Source organism: Paenibacillus sp. Marseille-P2973 (assembly GCF_018101095.1).
Lineage (GTDB): Bacteria > Bacillota > Bacilli > Paenibacillales > Paenibacillaceae > Fontibacillus > Fontibacillus vini.
The window spans coordinates 257,441-272,525 of sequence record NZ_JAGQEH010000003.1; the positions used below are offsets into that span (position 1 = coordinate 257,441).

Sequence of the window (15,085 nt, forward strand, 5' to 3'; positions counted from 1 at the left end):
GAGTGTTTCGCGGAAAGGAGATGGATCAAGGATGTATAGGATCCTCGTTGTGGAGGATGACGTAAAGATCGCGGACAAACTCCGTTCATCCATGATGAAATACGATTTCAGCGTGACGGTTGTCGAGGATTTTAGTCAGGTCCTTGATACGTTTCTGGAAACGGAGCCTCATTTGGTGTTGCTGGATGTGAATCTTCCGAAGTTTGACGGTTTCTACTGGTGCCGGCAAATCCGGGCCAAGTCGCTTTGCCCAATTATTTTTATCTCCGCACGAGACGGACAGATGGATCAGGTTATGGCTCTGGAGAACGGGGCTGATGATTATATAACGAAGCCTTTTGACATGGAGATTGTGATGGCTAAAATCCGCAGCCAGCTTCGTCGTGCCGTTGGGGCGTACTCATCCGGGCGGGAGCAGGAGCGGAGTATCGAATATGCGGGGCTCGTGTTGTATCCCGAGCGCTTTATGGCGTCATACCGAGGGACTTCGACTGATTTTACGCAAAAAGAAACCGATCTGCTGACGATGCTGATGGAAAAGGGCGGCCGGGTCGTCAGCCGGGAACGATTGCTGGATATGATGTGGGAGGATCAGCACTTTATCGATGACAATACGCTAAACGTCTATATCACGAGAGTACGCAAGAAGCTTAGAGAGCTGGGAGCGGAAGCCGGGATCGAAACGGTCCGTGGCGCCGGCTACCGGATTGCCGCGGAAGAAGAGCCTCCGGTATGAAGCTATTCTGGAAGGAACAGTTGCCGCTGATTCTGTTTTTTACCGCTCAAATGCTGCTTGTCCCTTTCGTTTACGGGTTGACGGGCGAAGGACGTCCGGTACGGATCATCCTGTACGGGATTCTGCTGAGCGTCTCGGTGCTGGCGATCTATCTCGGATACCGGTATTTTACGCACCGTGCGATGTACAAATCGCTTTCCTCGGAGGAGCCGCCTGGCGAATTGTTCAATCCGCCGCTGGGAGACGCTGCGCTGCCGGAGGCTTTTCACGAGCGGATCGCCCAATTCGAGCGGCTGTACCGCGAACAGCTTCACCGGCATCAGAGCCGGACCGAGCAGCATCTGACTTTCATGAACCGTTGGGTTCATCAGATGAAAACGCCGCTCTCGGTCATCCAGTTGACACTCTCCGACGTGGAGGAAGAACACGCCGAGAGTATCCGCGAGGAGCTTGAACGAATCCGGAAAGGATTGGATATGGTTCTCTATTCCGCCCGCCTTGAGCATTTCGAACAGGATTTTGCGGTTGAGGCCATCGGACTGCTCGTGGCGACAAGGGAAGCCGTCGTGGAGAACCGCGCGCTGTTCATCCGTAAAGGAATCACGCCAAAGTTCGAGATCGACCCAGAGGCGCGCGTGTTTACGGATGCCAAATGGTTTCGCTTTATGCTGGGCCAGATTTTAACCAATGCGGTGAACTATTCCGGCGGTCCCGGGAAAGAAGTGGTTCTTACTGCGGAGGACGCCGGAGAGCACATCAGGCTCCATATCCGTGACGAAGGCATCGGGATTGCACCGGAGGATATCGACCGGGTGTTTCATCCCTATTTCACGGGGGAGCGGGGAAGGCAATACCGCGAATCGACCGGCATGGGACTTTACCTCGTGCGGGAAATCGCCGGAATGTTAGGTCATGATGTCGAGCTGGAATCCACGCCCGGCGAAGGGACGACGATCAGCTTATCTCTGCGCAAAGCGCAGAACAACAATGAGGGCACATCCTCCTGAGGGGGTGTGTCTTTTTTGGCTCTGATTTTTTTAGCCTTAACACGCAAAGCGAACAAAAAAGCGAACATAACCTTATCGCAAATGTAAGCTTCGGTTCACCTAAACCGATGGCAGCCCAAAGATGAACTGTCGTAAAGTTAGTGTATAATTTGAACACAGAACAGAAAGGAGCTGCTTCAGCTTTGGATATTCTCGAAGTGAAGGCACTAAACAAAGTCTACTCGGGCAAGGTGGCCACACAAGCCCTGACTGATATTCATTTGACGATCCGCGAAGGGGAATTTGTCGGCATCATGGGGCCGTCGGGCAGCGGGAAGACCACCCTGCTGAACATGGTATCCACCATCGACCGTCCCAGCTCGGGCGAAGTCAGAATTGGGGGACAGAATCCATACAACATGAGAAAAAGGGAACTGGCCCTTTTTCGCCGCCAACAGCTCGGCTTCGTCTTTCAGGATTTTAATCTGCTTGATACGCTTACCGTCGCCGAGAATATCGTACTACCGCTCACGCTGGACAGACGTCCGTTAAAAGAAATGGATGGCCTGCTTAAGCAAACAGCCTCTAAGCTTGGAATCGAAGGCATTTTGAACAAACGCATCTATGAAATTTCGGGAGGCCAGCGGCAGAGGACAGCGATTGCCCGGGCCATTATCGGATCGCCCCTGCTGCTGCTGGCGGACGAGCCGACCGGTGCGCTGGATTCCCAATCCTCGCGGGCGGTCATGGAGTCGATGGCTGAGATCAACGAGAAGGACGGGACGACGCTGATGCTGGTCACCCATGACCCGGTGGCCGCCAGCTATTGCAACCGCATCGTTTTTATCAAAGACGGAAAACTGGCGGCGGAAATTCACCGCGGCGAGAACCGTCAGGCTTTTTTCCAAAAAATCATCGATATGCTGTCGTTCTGGGGAGGGAATACGAGTGAACTTTCCTCAATTCGCGTTTAACAACGTCCGCCGCAATGCGCGAGCTTATGTCGCCTATTTGCTGAGCAGCTCGTTTATGGTCATGATATTTTTCACTTATGCCGTATTCGTGTATCACCCGAAAATCGCCAACTCCGAAATGGGCAACATGACCCGGGTTGGCATGAGTATCGCGACTGCCATCGTCTATGTGTTTGCCTTCTTTTTCGTGATGTATTCCATCAGCGTGTTTCTGAAATCGCGTAACCGCGAATTCGGCATTCTGACAATTCTGGGCGCGGAATCCCGCCAAATCAACCTGTTAATCTTCCTTGAGAATATACTGATCGGAGCCGTGGCCATCGTGACGGGAATCGCGGCTGGCTTGATATTGTCCAAAGTGTTTCTGCTCGTTAGCACCAAAGTGATCGATTTGGACGACTTGCCCTTTTACTGGCCCGCCAAAGCGATCCTGCTGACTGCCGGAGCATTTATTCTGCTGTTTCTGTTTATTTCCTTGTTTACATTAATGTTTATCCGGAAACGCCAAGTGCTGGATCTGCTTACGGGAAGCAGCAAGCCGAAAAAAGAACCGAAAGCGAACGTTTTTACTTTCCTGCTCGGCATCGCCCTGCTAGCGACCGGGTATTGGGCTCTCCATGGGAAGAAACTCGATGAGCTCGGACTATTGATCGCTGCTGTCACCGGGATCGCCGGAACGTACTTTTTCTATTCCCAGCTATCCGTCTGGATTGTGAAAAAGCTGCAGCGCAGCCGCAGTGCCGCCTGGAAAGGTACGAATCTACTGTGGATCTCCGAGATGAGCTATAAGTTGAAGGATAACGCACGAATGCTTTTTCTCGTGACTGTCGTCGTTGCTTTGGCATGCATGAGCACTGGATTTGTTTTGGCTTCCCAGCAGGCGATCAAGGATTCCTATATAAGCAACCCGTTCAATTTTAGATACACGACTTACAGCGATGGGGATATAAAGAAGGCTGAGGAAGACCTTGCCTACATCGAGAAATCTCTAGGCGTGGAAGGCGTGGAATATCGCGTGGCGAAGGTGGATTTGATCCCAGACAACAGCTACGCGGCGGGGAAAGAGAAGACCGTGCTGATCTCGCAAAGTCAGTTTAACCACTTGGCATCGGTCATGACAATCGACCCGGTGGAACAACTCGGGCAAACCGAATCGGTACTGGTACAAACTCCGGAAAGGGAACGTAAATACCCCCCTCAAGGGAATACCATGGATGTTCGAATTGCTGACTCGACGTATGCGTTCCGGTTTGTTTCCCGTACGGAAAAAGTCGCTTCTCTATCCTATACGGGGAAGCTGCTGGTCATCCAGGATGAGGAGTTTGAGCGGCTGAAGCGGGAACATCAGGCCTGGGGAGATTACATTCAAAATACCACCGTCTATATGGCTCCCGATTCCGGGAAGTTTCCCGGCAAGGAGGATCCGGAAACGAAGCTGGGCCTTGAGCTGGCCGAGTGGAACCGAAGCGGAGATCATGGAGGTTTTCTTCAATCCCGGGCGGAAAATTACTATTCCTTTAAACAAACCTTCTCCCTCTTTAGTTTTATCGGTGTATTTATCGCGCTGATATTCTCGGTCTCCTCGGCAAGCTTTCTCTACTTCAAATTGCACACGGAGCTGTCAGGCGATGCGGTGATGTATCGCTCCTTGTCGAAAATCGGGCTAAGCAGCCGGGAAATGAACTTCTCAGCGACCATTCAGATAGCCGTTTTGTTCTTTATTCCGATCGCGGTGGCGACGCTTCAGTCGCTGGTTGTACTCGGGCCGGTCATGGAGATGATGAATTCGATGAGTCCCGTCTATGTCCCTGTGATAACCGCCTCGGCGGCCTTTCTCGCCGTTCAGACCGTGTATTTCCTTGTTGTAAGAGCCCGCTATATCAAAGCGGTCAATAAAACGATGGTTTAAAGCCCGCTTTTCGTGAGAGGAAAATAGAAATGAACCAGTCTGCCGCTATCAACGATAGATTTCCGTTTTTGGACTCTCTTATTGCTGAACGGGACCCGTGCGGGAGCACGGCTGCTTCAGCCGCTTCAAGCCTACGGGCGAATGGCGCTGAGCAATTATATCGGACAAACCGTGCTTCTGCTTGCCATTCAGTCTATTTTCCTGAAAACAGACACGACGACCTATGTTGTATCTACGCTGGTGAGTCTTGGAATCGTAGCGGTACAAATTATTGCGAGCAACCTTTGGATGCGGCGATTTCGATTTGGACCGTTGGAATGGTTGTGGAGATGCGGGACTTATTGGAGTATTGTGCCGATAAAAAAGGAGAAGAATTAACGTAGAGCTAGGAGATCAGAACCTAAGGGAGTGTCATTGATGCAACTTAACATACGGTACTAACGTATTACCATTTATCATACACAGGGAGTGAAAGATGATGAATGACAAAGGGGGCATCAAATGCGGAAGCAGAGACGCTAAGACGAAAGAAGTCGCCATGACCGGGACGGGCCTCTCCAAAATGTTCGATATCCAGCACAATCAATTTATCGTTGTATATTGCGGAAATTGCGGATACTCGGAGTTCTACAATAAACAATCTTCGGCAGGATCGAACATTCTTGATTTATTCTTTGGATAACCCTAATTAATGGTTCGGCGGACTATCGCCCGTTTGCTGACCGATGTATAATCGTGGAAGGAAGCTCACACACAACTATTGCCTCAGCCTAAGATAAGAGTTATCTAGGTTGGGGCATTTCTTTTATCCAGAATATTAGTTAATACAACACAAAAAATTCAGATGGAAAATAGGTGTGGGGAATGTTGAAGTCAATATATCTCGTTAGACATTGCCAAGCAAGTGGCCAAGATCCGCAAGCCCAACTAACCGATGAGGGGGTTCATCAAGCAGGGCAGTTAGCTGAGTTTTTTAAACATAAACCAATCGAATATATAGTATCAAGTCCATTTGTTAGGGCGATAAATACGATTCAACCTTTAAGTGAATTAATTCAAGTGGAAATTCATAGGGATGAGCGGCTGCAAGAACGGATTTTAAGTGCCACCCCCTTAGCAAATTGGATGGAGAAACTCGAAGAAACCTTTTATGATTTCGAGTTGAAGTTTGATGGCGGTGAATCTTCAAACGAGGCGTTAGGAAGGGGACTGGAAGTTATCGCAGAACTGTTGGACAGACCGGAAAAGACTTTTCTAATCGTAACTCATGGAGCATTACTTTCCCTAATTATTAAACAGTACAACAAGGATTTTGGATTCGAGGACTGGAGGCGACTCTCGAATCCAGATGTATATAGATTAGAAATTCAAGATCATATAACTGAAATAAATCGAGTTTGGCCAGATCATATATGAAGAGGGGTGCGTCGAAATGACCGTCGAAATGACTACGTGTAGACTTGTTCATGAAGATGAACTGGAGGATCTACTTCTGTTATATAAATTTTTGCAACCAAGTGACCCTGAATTAGTCAGAGACCAAAAATTGTACGGGCATTGGCATGAAATCTTAGCTGATAAGAATATGAAGATAATTGTTGTAGAACACCATGGAGTTATCGTGGCTTCATGCGTTTTAGTGGTCATAAAAAACCTAACCCGAAATGCTCGACCTTACGGATTAATTGAGAATGTTGTGACGCATGAAGCTTACAGAAGGATGGGGTTTGGACGAATGGTATTAGAGAAAGCCAGGGAGATTGCTAGAGAACACGATTGCTATAAAATCATGCTTATGACAAGTTCCAAGAGTGATGAAGTACATACATTCTATGAGAGTGCGGGCTTGATGAAGGGGAAGAAGATGGGCTTCATTTCATATATGTAGAGAACTATCAAATATCCTATTTGATAAGTGTAAAGGAGGAAGACAGCAATGCTTTATGATTTACAATGTGAAGCCAATATGGCGCCTATTGTTGGAATGCTATGGTCCGCTGTGAGAGAAAACAACCAGAGATTAAAACTTATTACGGAAGGCATGACCCTGGAAGAAGTAGATTATAAAGGTCCTGACGGCAGCTATAACAGCACCGCTCAATTAATCAGACATCTTCTGTATGTGGATCTCAATTGGGTGTATAGGATAAAGGGCGAGTCGCTTCCTAAAACATTAAAAGAGCAATTTGGTCCCATGATCGATGAGAATAATCGGCTTCCGATGATTGAAGGCAAGTCTGTAGTTACTCTTATGACAAACTATGAAGAAGTAATTAAATTGTTGGAAGATGTCTGTATACAATTACCAGATACTGATCTTGAGAAAATCGTCTATTTCGGACATGAAAATGAAAAGCAAGCAACCATCCGGTGGGGAATTTGGCATATGGCCGACCATAGCAGGTATCATCAAGCCCAAATCAATCAGCTTAGAAAATGGTACAGAAACGTTATCTGATAATTGTCGAATAACAATAAAGAAAAAAGGAGCTACATCATGACTTGGAAGCAAGCTCTCACCACTTTTTGCGATCTTTATTCGGAATCCGGCCTAACAACTAAGTGGATTATTGTAGGTTCGGTCGGTTCAGTACTTCAGCACGCCGTCATGACTCCAAATGATTTAGATATTTATGTGCGGAATAGCGAAGATATTGCTCAGATCGCTGAACTTTTGAGTCCATTCCATATAAAGAATAAAACTGAACTTTCATATTTTGATCCGGAATGGCTCTCCTCGGATGAAGAACCATTCTTTACTCAATCCTTCCCTTCCGGGTTTACATGGACAAAAGGGAAATGGAAGATTCAAGATTTTCATGTGGAAGTGGTGCAAATTTCGAATTCCGCGGGAATACCCGATTCTGAGACGGGGGAAGGGATATGGGAAGGCGGACAGCATATTTGGAATTTAACAAAGTATGTTGAGTTAGAGAACCGCCTGATTCCGGTCGTTCCCTTAGAAATCCAGCTTGAATCCAATATTAGAAGAGGAAGACAAGATCGGGTGGATGCCATTTTGCAAGCATTAATAACTCATGGTTACGACAAATCGTTGTTAAGTAAAGCCCTATCAAATACAAACAAAGAGCAATATAAAGATCTGATTACGTAAATCGATCATTAAGGAAGTGAGATTGCATGAACTTAAAGATTCGGAAATTAGCAGAACATGATCCATGGATCATTTCAAATGCTTTTAAGGAACAGGGCTGGGAAAAACCGGCTGCTCAATTCGAAAGGTATGTTTCCGAACAGAGTAATGGAGATAGAACGACACTAATAGCCGAAATCGATGGTGTATTCGCTGGCTATGTGAATGTTATTTGGGAATCCTATTATCCAGCATTCAAGGAAAGAAATATTCCTGAAGTAAATGACTTTAATGTTCTATTGAAGTTTCAGCGGTTAGGAATAGGATCAAAGTTAATGGATAAAGCAGAAGAAGTCATAAGGGAAAGATCATCCCTTGCCGGTATCGGGGTGGGCGTCTTTGGTGACTATGGTAATGCCCAAGTGCTATATGTAAAGCGAGGATATGTCCCGGATGGGAAAGGGATACACGATGGTCAACATTATATTAAATATGGGGATAGCGTCGTCATAAATGATGACATTGTCCTCTATCTCATAAAGACATTGGATTAGTACTCTCTAGAAGGGAGCTGAACTTATGACTATTAATAAGAACCCATCCAGTAATAAATCAAAAAAGCTATCAGGAGAACAACAAGTCGCTAATTTTCTGGCAAACCTTGAACATCCTCTAAAGGCGGAAATCGAAGAAGTTCGAACCATCATATTAAGTGCGAATGACGAAATAACAGAACATATTAAATGGAATGCACCAAGTTTTTGTATTAACAATCAGGATCGGGTGACTTTTAATCTCCATGGTAAGGATGGTTTCCGTCTTATTTTCCATTGTGGATCTAAAGTTACAGGTAACGAAGCGAAAGAACCGTTTTTCGAAGACACCACCAAACTATTGGAATGGGTAACGGGGGACAGGGCAATTGTAAAGTTCACCAGCATGAACGATGTAGTAACCAACAAAGAGAACCTGAAGGAAATCGTTAAGAAATGGATTGGAGCGAATTAGATGCTCGGATTTGAGGATATTGTTCAATCGGAGGAAGAAATTCGGGAGTTAATCGGTTACCCGAGTGAACTTGTAAATAATAAAGTTATCGATTCTCTGGACGCACATTGTAAGGAGTTTATTTCCTTGTCTCCATTATTGTTTATATCTTCGTCAGATAACCTGGGATTTTGTGATGTTTCCCCACGTGGAGATGAGCCGGGATTTGTATATGTTTTGGACGAAAAGAGGATTGTCATTCCCGAAAGGCCCGGTAATCGAAGGATCGACTCTATGAGAAATATTTTGAACAATCCAAGAGTTGGTTTGATATTTGTTATACCTGGACTTGAAGAGACATTACGGGTAAACGGCAGAGCACAGATTATTAAAGATAAGCAATTATTAAACCGTATGCAAGCCAAGGGGAAGACGCCTTTACTTGGGATAGGCATCATTATTGAAGAATGTTACGTCCATTGTGCAAAAGCCTTTAAAAGATCGAAACTATGGAGCCCGGATTCCTGGACAGATAAACAGGAGTTGCCGAATATACCCCAAATGATATCCAAGCATGCCAATAAACTAGGATTATCAGAAAGCGAGGTATCTGATGCTATGCATGAGAGCTATACAAAAAGGCTTTATTAGTAGCATGCTATTAATTCTGATGATTGTCTTGCTCGCGGGTTGTAACTCCGATGAAGGGTCTTTGAACCAGTCACGATATGATGGAGAAGGATATATTTTGGAAGTAACCGGAGATCGTATTTTAGTGATTGACCAACCCTATGTAAACAAAACTTGGAAAGATATTATGGATGTTTATACCGGTGAAGCAATATGGTTAAGCACGAATACAAGAAATTTGAAACCCGGTCAAAAGATCCATTACAAGATTAGGGGCGGAATCGATGATTCCTACCCATCTCAAGCAGAAGCTAAAGAGATTGTTATTTCAAAATAAAATCCATAGATTTCTCTATTTCCAGCCCAAGCTTAAAATATAAAGTATACGCACCTGAAGGCCATTGTAAGTTTTCCAATCTCATTGGATAGGCTGCCAAATCTGAAAATACACGGATATCTTCTTTTTGGAGAACTGTTGTTTCGCCTTTTCTGGTTACAGAAAGCTGTGCACGAAGTAAATTCTTTTTCTTATCCCCATCAGGAAATATAGCCATAGCAGTAAGTGTGGCGTCATTCTTGAATTCCGTACCATGATCTACCATCTTCGGGAATTCGTCGTGTTGTTCTGTCCCTAGTTGAAGATCGTAAGTTGTATTTTGGCTAAATGTCTTAAATGCTCCAAATAAGCAGACCAGAATAAGGACAGGAATAATAATTGCTGATAACAACAAAGCTTTTTTTCTATTGATCAGAATCACACCTTTAAATTTATTGTTTTATGTCTTAAGCATAGGGGCTATGAAAGGAAGGACTCTTAAGATGCGAATTGTAAAAGCTGATCGACAAGACCTGAAAGATATTCTGGAACTGCAGTATATGGCATATAGAAGCGAAGCGGAAATTTATAACAATTATAACATACAGCCGCTTAGACAAACCTTAAAGCAATTGGAAGAAGAGTTCGATCAACAAGTTATACTTAAAGCGGAAATGGATGGATTGATCGTTGGTTCGGTGAGAGCATTTGTGGATCACGGAACCTGCAAAATCGGCAAATTGATTGTTCACCCTCACTATCAGAACAATGGGGTAGGAACGAGTTTAATGAGAGAAGTGGAGACTTACTTTAATGGATGCTTGAAATTTCAATTGTTCACCGGTGATAAGAGTCTGAGGAATTTACACTTGTTTACTAAATTAGGATATAAGGAGTTTAAATCTGAAGAAATCAACCCAAAGCTGAAGATTATTTACTTAGAAAAGGAGGCGTCTAGGGACAATATTTTGAAGGGCGGCAAGCATCTATGATTAGATCCGTTATATTTGATCTGGACGGAACTTTATTGGACCGTAACATTTCCTTATACCGCTTCTTGGTCGATCAGTATGATAGGATCATTAAGAACACTAAGAATATAGACAAGGAGAGCTATATCCATCGTTTTATTGAACTGGATCATCGAGGATATGTTTGGAAGGATAGGGTCTACCAGGAACTAATCAAGGAATTTGACCTGCCGTTGGATTGGAATGAATTATTAACGGATTATAAAATTGGATTTTGTAAGCATGCCACACCATTTCCTAATACGACTGAATTATTGGAAAATCTCATAGGCAAAGGGTACAAACTTGGAATGATTACAAATGGTTTTGGTGACTTTCAATCCAGCAATATTCAAGCTTTAGGGATCCAAGAATATTTTGAAGTGATATTGATCTCGGAAATAGAGGGCATTCGAAAACCGGATCCGGCGATCTTTAATAGAGCAAGTGATTTGCTGGGCGTAAGACCTGAAGAGTGTGTTTATGTTGGTGATCATCCTATCAACGATGTTACGGCCAGCAAAAGTGCGGGAATGAAGGGGATCTGGAAGGAAGACACCTTTTATAACGATGACTTTAAATACGATGGAATTGTAAGAGACTTGCTGGATATAGAAAAATTGATCGAACAATGGAGCTGAAAGTGGGAAAAGGGGTTGATGACCTATCGTTAGGCATCTCATAAAAATGAATATGGTTAGCATACTCTATGCTTTCTTTATATTCGTGCCGATCGAGCTTATGGTAAATGTATATAGAATTAGCCGGCTGACTGGCTGGGATCTTAAAACAATCAATACATTAAATACGATCCTCCTGTGTGCAGATATTATATTTGGCACAGTGATCTTATATATGCTGACCACAAAATGGTTAGGCAGAAGGAAACTAAATTACCTGACGATCATCCTTTGGGCACCCTACTTTATTTTGTTTACATATATCTTTGCTAGATTATTTCCTATTACTTATGGCGGAGACGATCCAAATCCGGTAACAGGTTTACTAGCCATTGGAATGCTGTTGTTATATCCGATTTACATTTTTTTTATGAACCTGATTCATGCATTGAAATGATTTCATATCCATAATCGACATAAAGATGCAGGAGGAATATTGATGATACAACTTAAGGAAATCGACCGCAACAATTTTTTTGATGTCATTAAGCTAAGTGTGGCAGAGGAACAAAAGGATTTTGTAGCGACAAATTTATTTTCGCTCGCCCAGGCTAAAGCTTTTCCGGAATGTATTTGTTTAGCCATTTATGATGATGACGTTCTGGTTGGATTTACGATGTACTGTATAGATGAGGACGACCATGAATATTGGATTTACCGGTTAATGATAGACGCCAAGCACCAGTCCAAGGGCTATGGAAGGGCAGCCATGGAGCTGCTTATAGATCGGATTAAAGAAGATGAACAACATCGGGTTATCCACATTAGCTTTGAACCAAATAATGTGCAGGCTAAACATTTATACGAAAAATTAGGCTTTGAAGCGGATGGCCGCGTGATTGATGGGGAAGTCGTTTACAAGCTGGAATATTGATCGATCATTATAAGATTTCTTCAGGGAGGGAATGAATCATGGAAGAGGCGGAAATCCAATCTCTCATTAAACGCTACATCCAGGCGTATAATTCTTTTGATGTTAATGGGATGGTTGATCTCTTGCACGAGGATATTGAGTTTCGAAACATTTCCCATGGTGAAGTGGATACAGAAACTAAAGGAATGGATCAATTTCGTAATTTAGCCGAGCAATCGGTGACGATCTTTTCGCAAAGGGAACAAACGATAACACAGATGATAGTTAATGGGGATAAGGCAGAGGTGGAAATTAATTATGAAGGCAAATTGGCGGCGGATCTGCCTAACGGATTGAAGGCTGGGGACACCATAGAACTTAAGGGGAAAACCATCTTTCTTGTAAGAGATCAAAAGATAGCTGTGATCGAAGACTATAGTTAAACAAGGAGCTGGGCTTGATGGAGAAAATGCTAAAGCAATTTAACTTCATCGTTGAAATAGATAAATTAAAAACCATTGAAAGAAGAACGAAAATCATACATGGATCCAGATTAGAAAACGATGCAGAACATTCATGGCATCTTGCAATGATGGCGATGATTTTGCAACATCACGCAAATAAAACCAACGATTTGCTCAAGGTGATTAAAATGCTTTTGATACACGACTTAGTGGAGATTGATGCAGGCGATACATTTGCATACGATACGGATGGGCAAGTTGATAAATTTGATCGTGAGACTGAAGCTGCCAAAAGATTGTTTGGAATGTTACCCGCCGAACAAGAGGAAGAATTTACTCAATTGTGGCTTGAGTTTGAAAATAAAGAAACGGAAGAAGCGAAATTCGCTTCATCGCTGGATAGACTACAGCCGCTCATACATAATTCGTTGAATGAAGGCGATACATGGCAGAAATACGGAATTACCAGCGAACAAGTTATCAACCGAAATAAGGAGATTAATTATGGATCGGAGAAGCTGTGGGAGTATGCTCAAACCATTATTAAGAGTTCTGTAGAGCAAGGGATTCTGACTAAGTAATGAACATTCCGGCACGGTACTTGGAAGGAAGATCTATAACATTAATAGGACGGTTATGATGTCAAAGAAAAAAGCAGCTATATGGATAAGCCTAGTCATTATTATGCTTTTAATAGGTTGGCTCAATATCAAAACCCCATCGAATCCAGTATGGTTAGAGAGCGGGACTGAAGATAACACCTCATTTTTATCGGATGAATATTTTATAGGGCTCAATGATTTATTCGAGAAAGTTAGAAATGATCACAAGAAGTGGTACATTGTGGATGGATCTAATGAAATAGCAGCCCGAGCCGTCATTGTGAAAATGATGCAAGATCTGGAGAGCAATCCAGGCGCTTTAATAAATCATGAGAACTCCACTCGTTATTTTGAGACATTTGATAGAAACATTAGAAAGGCAGGAAGCATTACAGAGGAAGTACATTTTTTTAGAAACAAATTGAACTCGTATAGTGGCGCACCTGTAAGTCTGGATGACATGATCACTTTAGCGGCGGAAGGGAAATGGAAGTTATTCAGTGCAAAATACCATAGATATAACCATGAGGGAGTAAAAGGAGCACTTAATCTTAAGTTTATTTCCAAAGACGGCAGATTTGAAGCTGTTTATAATTCGGAAACAGGAGAAATGGTTACGGATCCATTTAACATGGGGACCTATAACTATGCCCCGGGATCAATAAATCCGCTGAAATATTACAAGCACTATACGTTTGATAAACAACCTTGGAAAAAGTGGGGGAATGAAAGCGGAGTCTCTTTTGAGGATATCATGAGCCTGGAGTCGGGACATGGTTCATCCGAAGAGAAGAATAATTCAAAGGAAATTAAAAGGTGGATAAAGCAAAGAAAAGAAGAATTGAAACTGGAATAAGTAAGCGCCCAAAGCGGTCGAGCTTTATCGTAGCCAGCCCCACCGCTCGGAGCGTCTTGTCGCGATAGCTAAATTAGTCGGTATGTGCAACGGCGCGGATTTCAATCAGTTGATGAGGAAACGCCAACCCGGATACGCCAACGAGGGTACCGGCCGGCCGATGGTCGCCTACATATTCTTTGAACAGTTCTACGCACTTCTCAAAATGCTCTTGCGGATTTGTCAGAAAGATCTCCATCTCCGCGATGTTCGATCTTGTGACTCCAAAACCCGCCAGCACACGATCAATATTCTCCAGCGTCTGCCGGGTCTGTGTTTCGATATCGCCCTCCCCTACGAAAGTGCCTTGCATGTCATGCGAAAATTGTCCTGAAATGTAGATGGTCCCATTGACGCTGTATCCTTGTGAAAGGCCGAACTCTTCCTCCCATGCAACGCCGTGACCGTAGGTAGCAATTGTTTTAGTCATTTATAACTCCCCTTTCAATCAAAGTAAGGCTAGTATAAACTGAGCATAATATAAAGAGTAGTACGCACTTTTTGGATAGGTACTACCCGAAAGGATAGTGTTAATGTGGGAATGGGTGAATTTATAGGTAAAGTCAAAACGATTCAAGATACACCTTTTGGCTATACAGTTTCAGTGATTGGCGGTAAATGGAAAATGGTCATTCTTTATCTTTTGGCAGAAAACCACCCGGTTCGATTTAATGATTTGAAAAGACAAATAGGTGCCATTACGTATAAAACATTAAGTGCGCAACTAAAAGAATTGGAAGCGGATGGTTTGGTTAAACGGAAAGAGTATCCTCAAATACCTCCTAAAGTGGAGTACAGTCTCACGGTCAAAGGAGAGAGTTTACTGCCTGTATTGGAGAATTTATGCGAGTGGGGAGCAACAAACCGGGATCGTTAAATCCGGCTATAGGTTCGTCAACACTAACCGCTCCTGCCTAGGATTTAGAACTATTGTGTTTGGGCGTTAAAC

The 15,085-nt window shown here is 43.7% G+C and carries 23 protein-coding genes; 21 read left to right on the forward strand and 2 right to left on the reverse strand.

The genetic code is table 11. The features are described 5' to 3' along the window. Positions 1-31: 31 nt before the first annotated feature. The 14 genes from KB559_RS08090 to KB559_RS08155 all read left to right on the forward strand — a co-directional run bounded on the left by KB559_RS08090 (position 32) and on the right by KB559_RS08155 (position 9,653). Positions 32-736 (forward strand): response regulator transcription factor, encoded by a 705-nt coding sequence (locus tag KB559_RS08090; protein WP_211021215.1) that lies wholly within the window; start codon positions 32-34, stop codon positions 734-736. Beyond that, complete coding sequence (locus KB559_RS08095; RefSeq protein WP_211021216.1) at positions 733-1,743, forward strand: sensor histidine kinase; 1,011 nt, start codon at positions 733-735, stop codon at positions 1,741-1,743. The genes KB559_RS08090 and KB559_RS08095 overlap by 4 nt, the downstream gene beginning before the upstream one ends. A 182-nt stretch (positions 1,744-1,925) precedes the next feature. Beyond that, on the forward strand, positions 1,926-2,696 hold the full coding sequence (locus KB559_RS08100; RefSeq protein WP_211021217.1) for an ABC transporter ATP-binding protein: 771 nt from the start codon (positions 1,926-1,928) through the stop codon (positions 2,694-2,696). Beyond that, positions 2,671-4,605, forward strand: a complete 1,935-nt coding sequence (locus tag KB559_RS08105) for an ABC transporter permease (RefSeq protein ID WP_211021218.1) — start codon at positions 2,671-2,673, stop codon at positions 4,603-4,605. Before KB559_RS08100 ends, KB559_RS08105 begins: the two co-directional genes overlap by 26 nt. Before the next feature lie 81 nt (positions 4,606-4,686). After that, positions 4,687-4,983, forward strand: a complete 297-nt coding sequence (locus tag KB559_RS08110; protein WP_211021219.1) for a DUF418 domain-containing protein — start codon at positions 4,687-4,689, stop codon at positions 4,981-4,983. A gap of 100 nt (positions 4,984-5,083) precedes the next feature. After that, positions 5,084-5,287: a zinc ribbon domain-containing protein gene (locus tag KB559_RS08115; RefSeq protein WP_211021220.1), complete on the forward strand. Its 204-nt coding sequence runs from the start codon at positions 5,084-5,086 to the stop codon at positions 5,285-5,287. Between the two features lie 182 nt (positions 5,288-5,469). Beyond that, positions 5,470-6,021 carry a histidine phosphatase family protein gene (locus tag KB559_RS08120; protein ID WP_247681691.1) on the forward strand — a complete coding sequence of 184 codons (552 nt, stop codon included), beginning with the start codon at positions 5,470-5,472 and terminating at the stop codon, positions 6,019-6,021. 16 nt (positions 6,022-6,037) lie between these two features. Next, a complete protein-coding gene (locus KB559_RS08125) occupies positions 6,038-6,493 on the forward strand; it encodes a GNAT family N-acetyltransferase (RefSeq protein ID WP_247681660.1) in 456 nt (151 codons plus the stop codon). Positions 6,494-6,541: 48 nt separating this feature from the next. Next, positions 6,542-7,063, forward strand: a complete 522-nt coding sequence (locus KB559_RS08130; RefSeq protein ID WP_211021221.1) for a DinB family protein — start codon at positions 6,542-6,544, stop codon at positions 7,061-7,063. 39 nt (positions 7,064-7,102) lie between these two features. Continuing rightward, positions 7,103-7,720, forward strand: a complete 618-nt coding sequence (locus KB559_RS08135) for a hypothetical protein (protein WP_211021222.1) — start codon at positions 7,103-7,105, stop codon at positions 7,718-7,720. Between the two features lie 26 nt (positions 7,721-7,746). After that, entirely contained in the window at positions 7,747-8,253 is a 507-nt protein-coding gene (locus KB559_RS08140) for a GNAT family N-acetyltransferase (RefSeq protein WP_211021223.1), read from the forward strand. Positions 8,254-8,278: 25 nt separating this feature from the next. Beyond that, a complete protein-coding gene (locus KB559_RS08145) occupies positions 8,279-8,707 on the forward strand; it encodes a DUF1801 domain-containing protein (RefSeq protein WP_211021224.1) in 429 nt (142 codons plus the stop codon). Next, complete coding sequence (locus KB559_RS08150) at positions 8,708-9,337, forward strand: pyridoxamine 5'-phosphate oxidase family protein (protein WP_211021225.1); 630 nt, start codon at positions 8,708-8,710, stop codon at positions 9,335-9,337. Continuing rightward, positions 9,309-9,653 carry a YobA family protein gene (locus KB559_RS08155; protein WP_211021226.1) on the forward strand — a complete coding sequence of 115 codons (345 nt, stop codon included), beginning with the start codon at positions 9,309-9,311 and terminating at the stop codon, positions 9,651-9,653. Before KB559_RS08150 ends, KB559_RS08155 begins: the two co-directional genes overlap by 29 nt. Here the strand turns inward: KB559_RS08155 and KB559_RS08160 are convergent. Further along, the gene (locus tag KB559_RS08160) at positions 9,640-10,074 is read right to left on the reverse strand and encodes a hypothetical protein (RefSeq protein ID WP_211021227.1); all 435 of its coding nucleotides are present in this window, start codon (positions 10,072-10,074) and stop codon (positions 9,640-9,642) included. The two genes, KB559_RS08155 and KB559_RS08160, sit on opposite strands and share 14 nt — an antisense overlap. Positions 10,075-10,135: 61 nt before the next feature. On the opposite strand from KB559_RS08160, the gene KB559_RS08165 reads away from it, so the two are divergent. The 6 genes from KB559_RS08165 to KB559_RS08190 all read left to right on the forward strand — a co-directional run bounded on the left by KB559_RS08165 (position 10,136) and on the right by KB559_RS08190 (position 14,097). Further along, positions 10,136-10,624: a GNAT family N-acetyltransferase gene (locus KB559_RS08165; protein ID WP_211021228.1), complete on the forward strand. Its 489-nt coding sequence runs from the start codon at positions 10,136-10,138 to the stop codon at positions 10,622-10,624. Next, positions 10,621-11,283: an HAD family hydrolase gene (locus tag KB559_RS08170; protein ID WP_211021229.1), complete on the forward strand. Its 663-nt coding sequence runs from the start codon at positions 10,621-10,623 to the stop codon at positions 11,281-11,283. Before KB559_RS08165 ends, KB559_RS08170 begins: the two co-directional genes overlap by 4 nt. 472 nt (positions 11,284-11,755) lie before the next feature. Beyond that, complete coding sequence (locus KB559_RS08175) at positions 11,756-12,196, forward strand: GNAT family N-acetyltransferase (protein ID WP_341047494.1); 441 nt, start codon at positions 11,756-11,758, stop codon at positions 12,194-12,196. A 38-nt stretch (positions 12,197-12,234) separates the two neighbouring features. Continuing rightward, on the forward strand, positions 12,235-12,618 hold the full coding sequence (locus KB559_RS08180) for a nuclear transport factor 2 family protein (protein WP_211021231.1): 384 nt from the start codon (positions 12,235-12,237) through the stop codon (positions 12,616-12,618). 17 nt (positions 12,619-12,635) lie between these two features. Continuing rightward, positions 12,636-13,220, forward strand: a complete 585-nt coding sequence (locus tag KB559_RS08185) for an HD domain-containing protein (protein ID WP_211021232.1) — start codon at positions 12,636-12,638, stop codon at positions 13,218-13,220. 58 nt (positions 13,221-13,278) lie between these two features. Continuing rightward, positions 13,279-14,097 (forward strand): hypothetical protein, encoded by an 819-nt coding sequence (locus tag KB559_RS08190; protein ID WP_247681661.1) that lies wholly within the window; start codon positions 13,279-13,281, stop codon positions 14,095-14,097. 73 nt (positions 14,098-14,170) lie between these two features. Here KB559_RS08190 and KB559_RS08195 read toward each other — a convergent pair whose 3' ends face one another. Next, positions 14,171-14,566 carry a RidA family protein gene (locus KB559_RS08195; RefSeq protein ID WP_211021233.1) on the reverse strand — a complete coding sequence of 132 codons (396 nt, stop codon included), beginning with the start codon at positions 14,564-14,566 and terminating at the stop codon, positions 14,171-14,173. A 111-nt stretch (positions 14,567-14,677) separates the two neighbouring features. Between KB559_RS08195 and KB559_RS08200 the strand changes: the two genes are divergently transcribed. Then, positions 14,678-15,013 (forward strand): winged helix-turn-helix transcriptional regulator, encoded by a 336-nt coding sequence (locus KB559_RS08200; RefSeq protein WP_247681692.1) that lies wholly within the window; start codon positions 14,678-14,680, stop codon positions 15,011-15,013. The last annotated feature ends 72 nt before the right edge of the window (positions 15,014-15,085 follow it).

Excerpts from the sequence above, each read along its gene's own strand:
- KB559_RS08090 (WP_211021215.1), top strand. The coding sequence starts at position 32 with ATGTATAGGATCCTCGTTGTGGAGGATGACGTAAAGATCGCGGACAAA.
- KB559_RS08095 (WP_211021216.1), top strand. The coding sequence starts at position 733 with ATGAAGCTATTCTGGAAGGAACAGTTGCCGCTGATTCTGTTTTTTACC.
- KB559_RS08115 (WP_211021220.1), top strand. The coding sequence starts at position 5,084 with ATGAATGACAAAGGGGGCATCAAATGCGGAAGCAGAGACGCTAAGACG.
- KB559_RS08120 (WP_247681691.1), top strand. The coding sequence starts at position 5,470 with ATGTTGAAGTCAATATATCTCGTTAGACATTGCCAAGCAAGTGGCCAA.
- KB559_RS08125 (WP_247681660.1), top strand. The coding sequence starts at position 6,038 with ATGACCGTCGAAATGACTACGTGTAGACTTGTTCATGAAGATGAACTG.
- KB559_RS08130 (WP_211021221.1), top strand. The coding sequence starts at position 6,542 with ATGCTTTATGATTTACAATGTGAAGCCAATATGGCGCCTATTGTTGGA.
- KB559_RS08135 (WP_211021222.1), top strand. The coding sequence starts at position 7,103 with ATGACTTGGAAGCAAGCTCTCACCACTTTTTGCGATCTTTATTCGGAA.
- KB559_RS08140 (WP_211021223.1), top strand. The coding sequence starts at position 7,747 with ATGAACTTAAAGATTCGGAAATTAGCAGAACATGATCCATGGATCATT.
- KB559_RS08145 (WP_211021224.1), top strand. The coding sequence starts at position 8,279 with ATGACTATTAATAAGAACCCATCCAGTAATAAATCAAAAAAGCTATCA.
- KB559_RS08150 (WP_211021225.1), top strand. The coding sequence starts at position 8,708 with ATGCTCGGATTTGAGGATATTGTTCAATCGGAGGAAGAAATTCGGGAG.
- KB559_RS08155 (WP_211021226.1), top strand. The coding sequence starts at position 9,309 with ATGAGAGCTATACAAAAAGGCTTTATTAGTAGCATGCTATTAATTCTG.
- KB559_RS08165 (WP_211021228.1), top strand. The coding sequence starts at position 10,136 with ATGCGAATTGTAAAAGCTGATCGACAAGACCTGAAAGATATTCTGGAA.
- KB559_RS08170 (WP_211021229.1), top strand. The coding sequence starts at position 10,621 with ATGATTAGATCCGTTATATTTGATCTGGACGGAACTTTATTGGACCGT.
- KB559_RS08180 (WP_211021231.1), top strand. The coding sequence starts at position 12,235 with ATGGAAGAGGCGGAAATCCAATCTCTCATTAAACGCTACATCCAGGCG.
- KB559_RS08185 (WP_211021232.1), top strand. The coding sequence starts at position 12,636 with ATGGAGAAAATGCTAAAGCAATTTAACTTCATCGTTGAAATAGATAAA.
- KB559_RS08190 (WP_247681661.1), top strand. The coding sequence starts at position 13,279 with ATGTCAAAGAAAAAAGCAGCTATATGGATAAGCCTAGTCATTATTATG.
- KB559_RS08195 (WP_211021233.1), bottom strand. The coding sequence starts at position 14,566 with ATGACTAAAACAATTGCTACCTACGGTCACGGCGTTGCATGGGAGGAA.
- KB559_RS08200 (WP_247681692.1), top strand. The coding sequence starts at position 14,678 with ATGGGTGAATTTATAGGTAAAGTCAAAACGATTCAAGATACACCTTTT.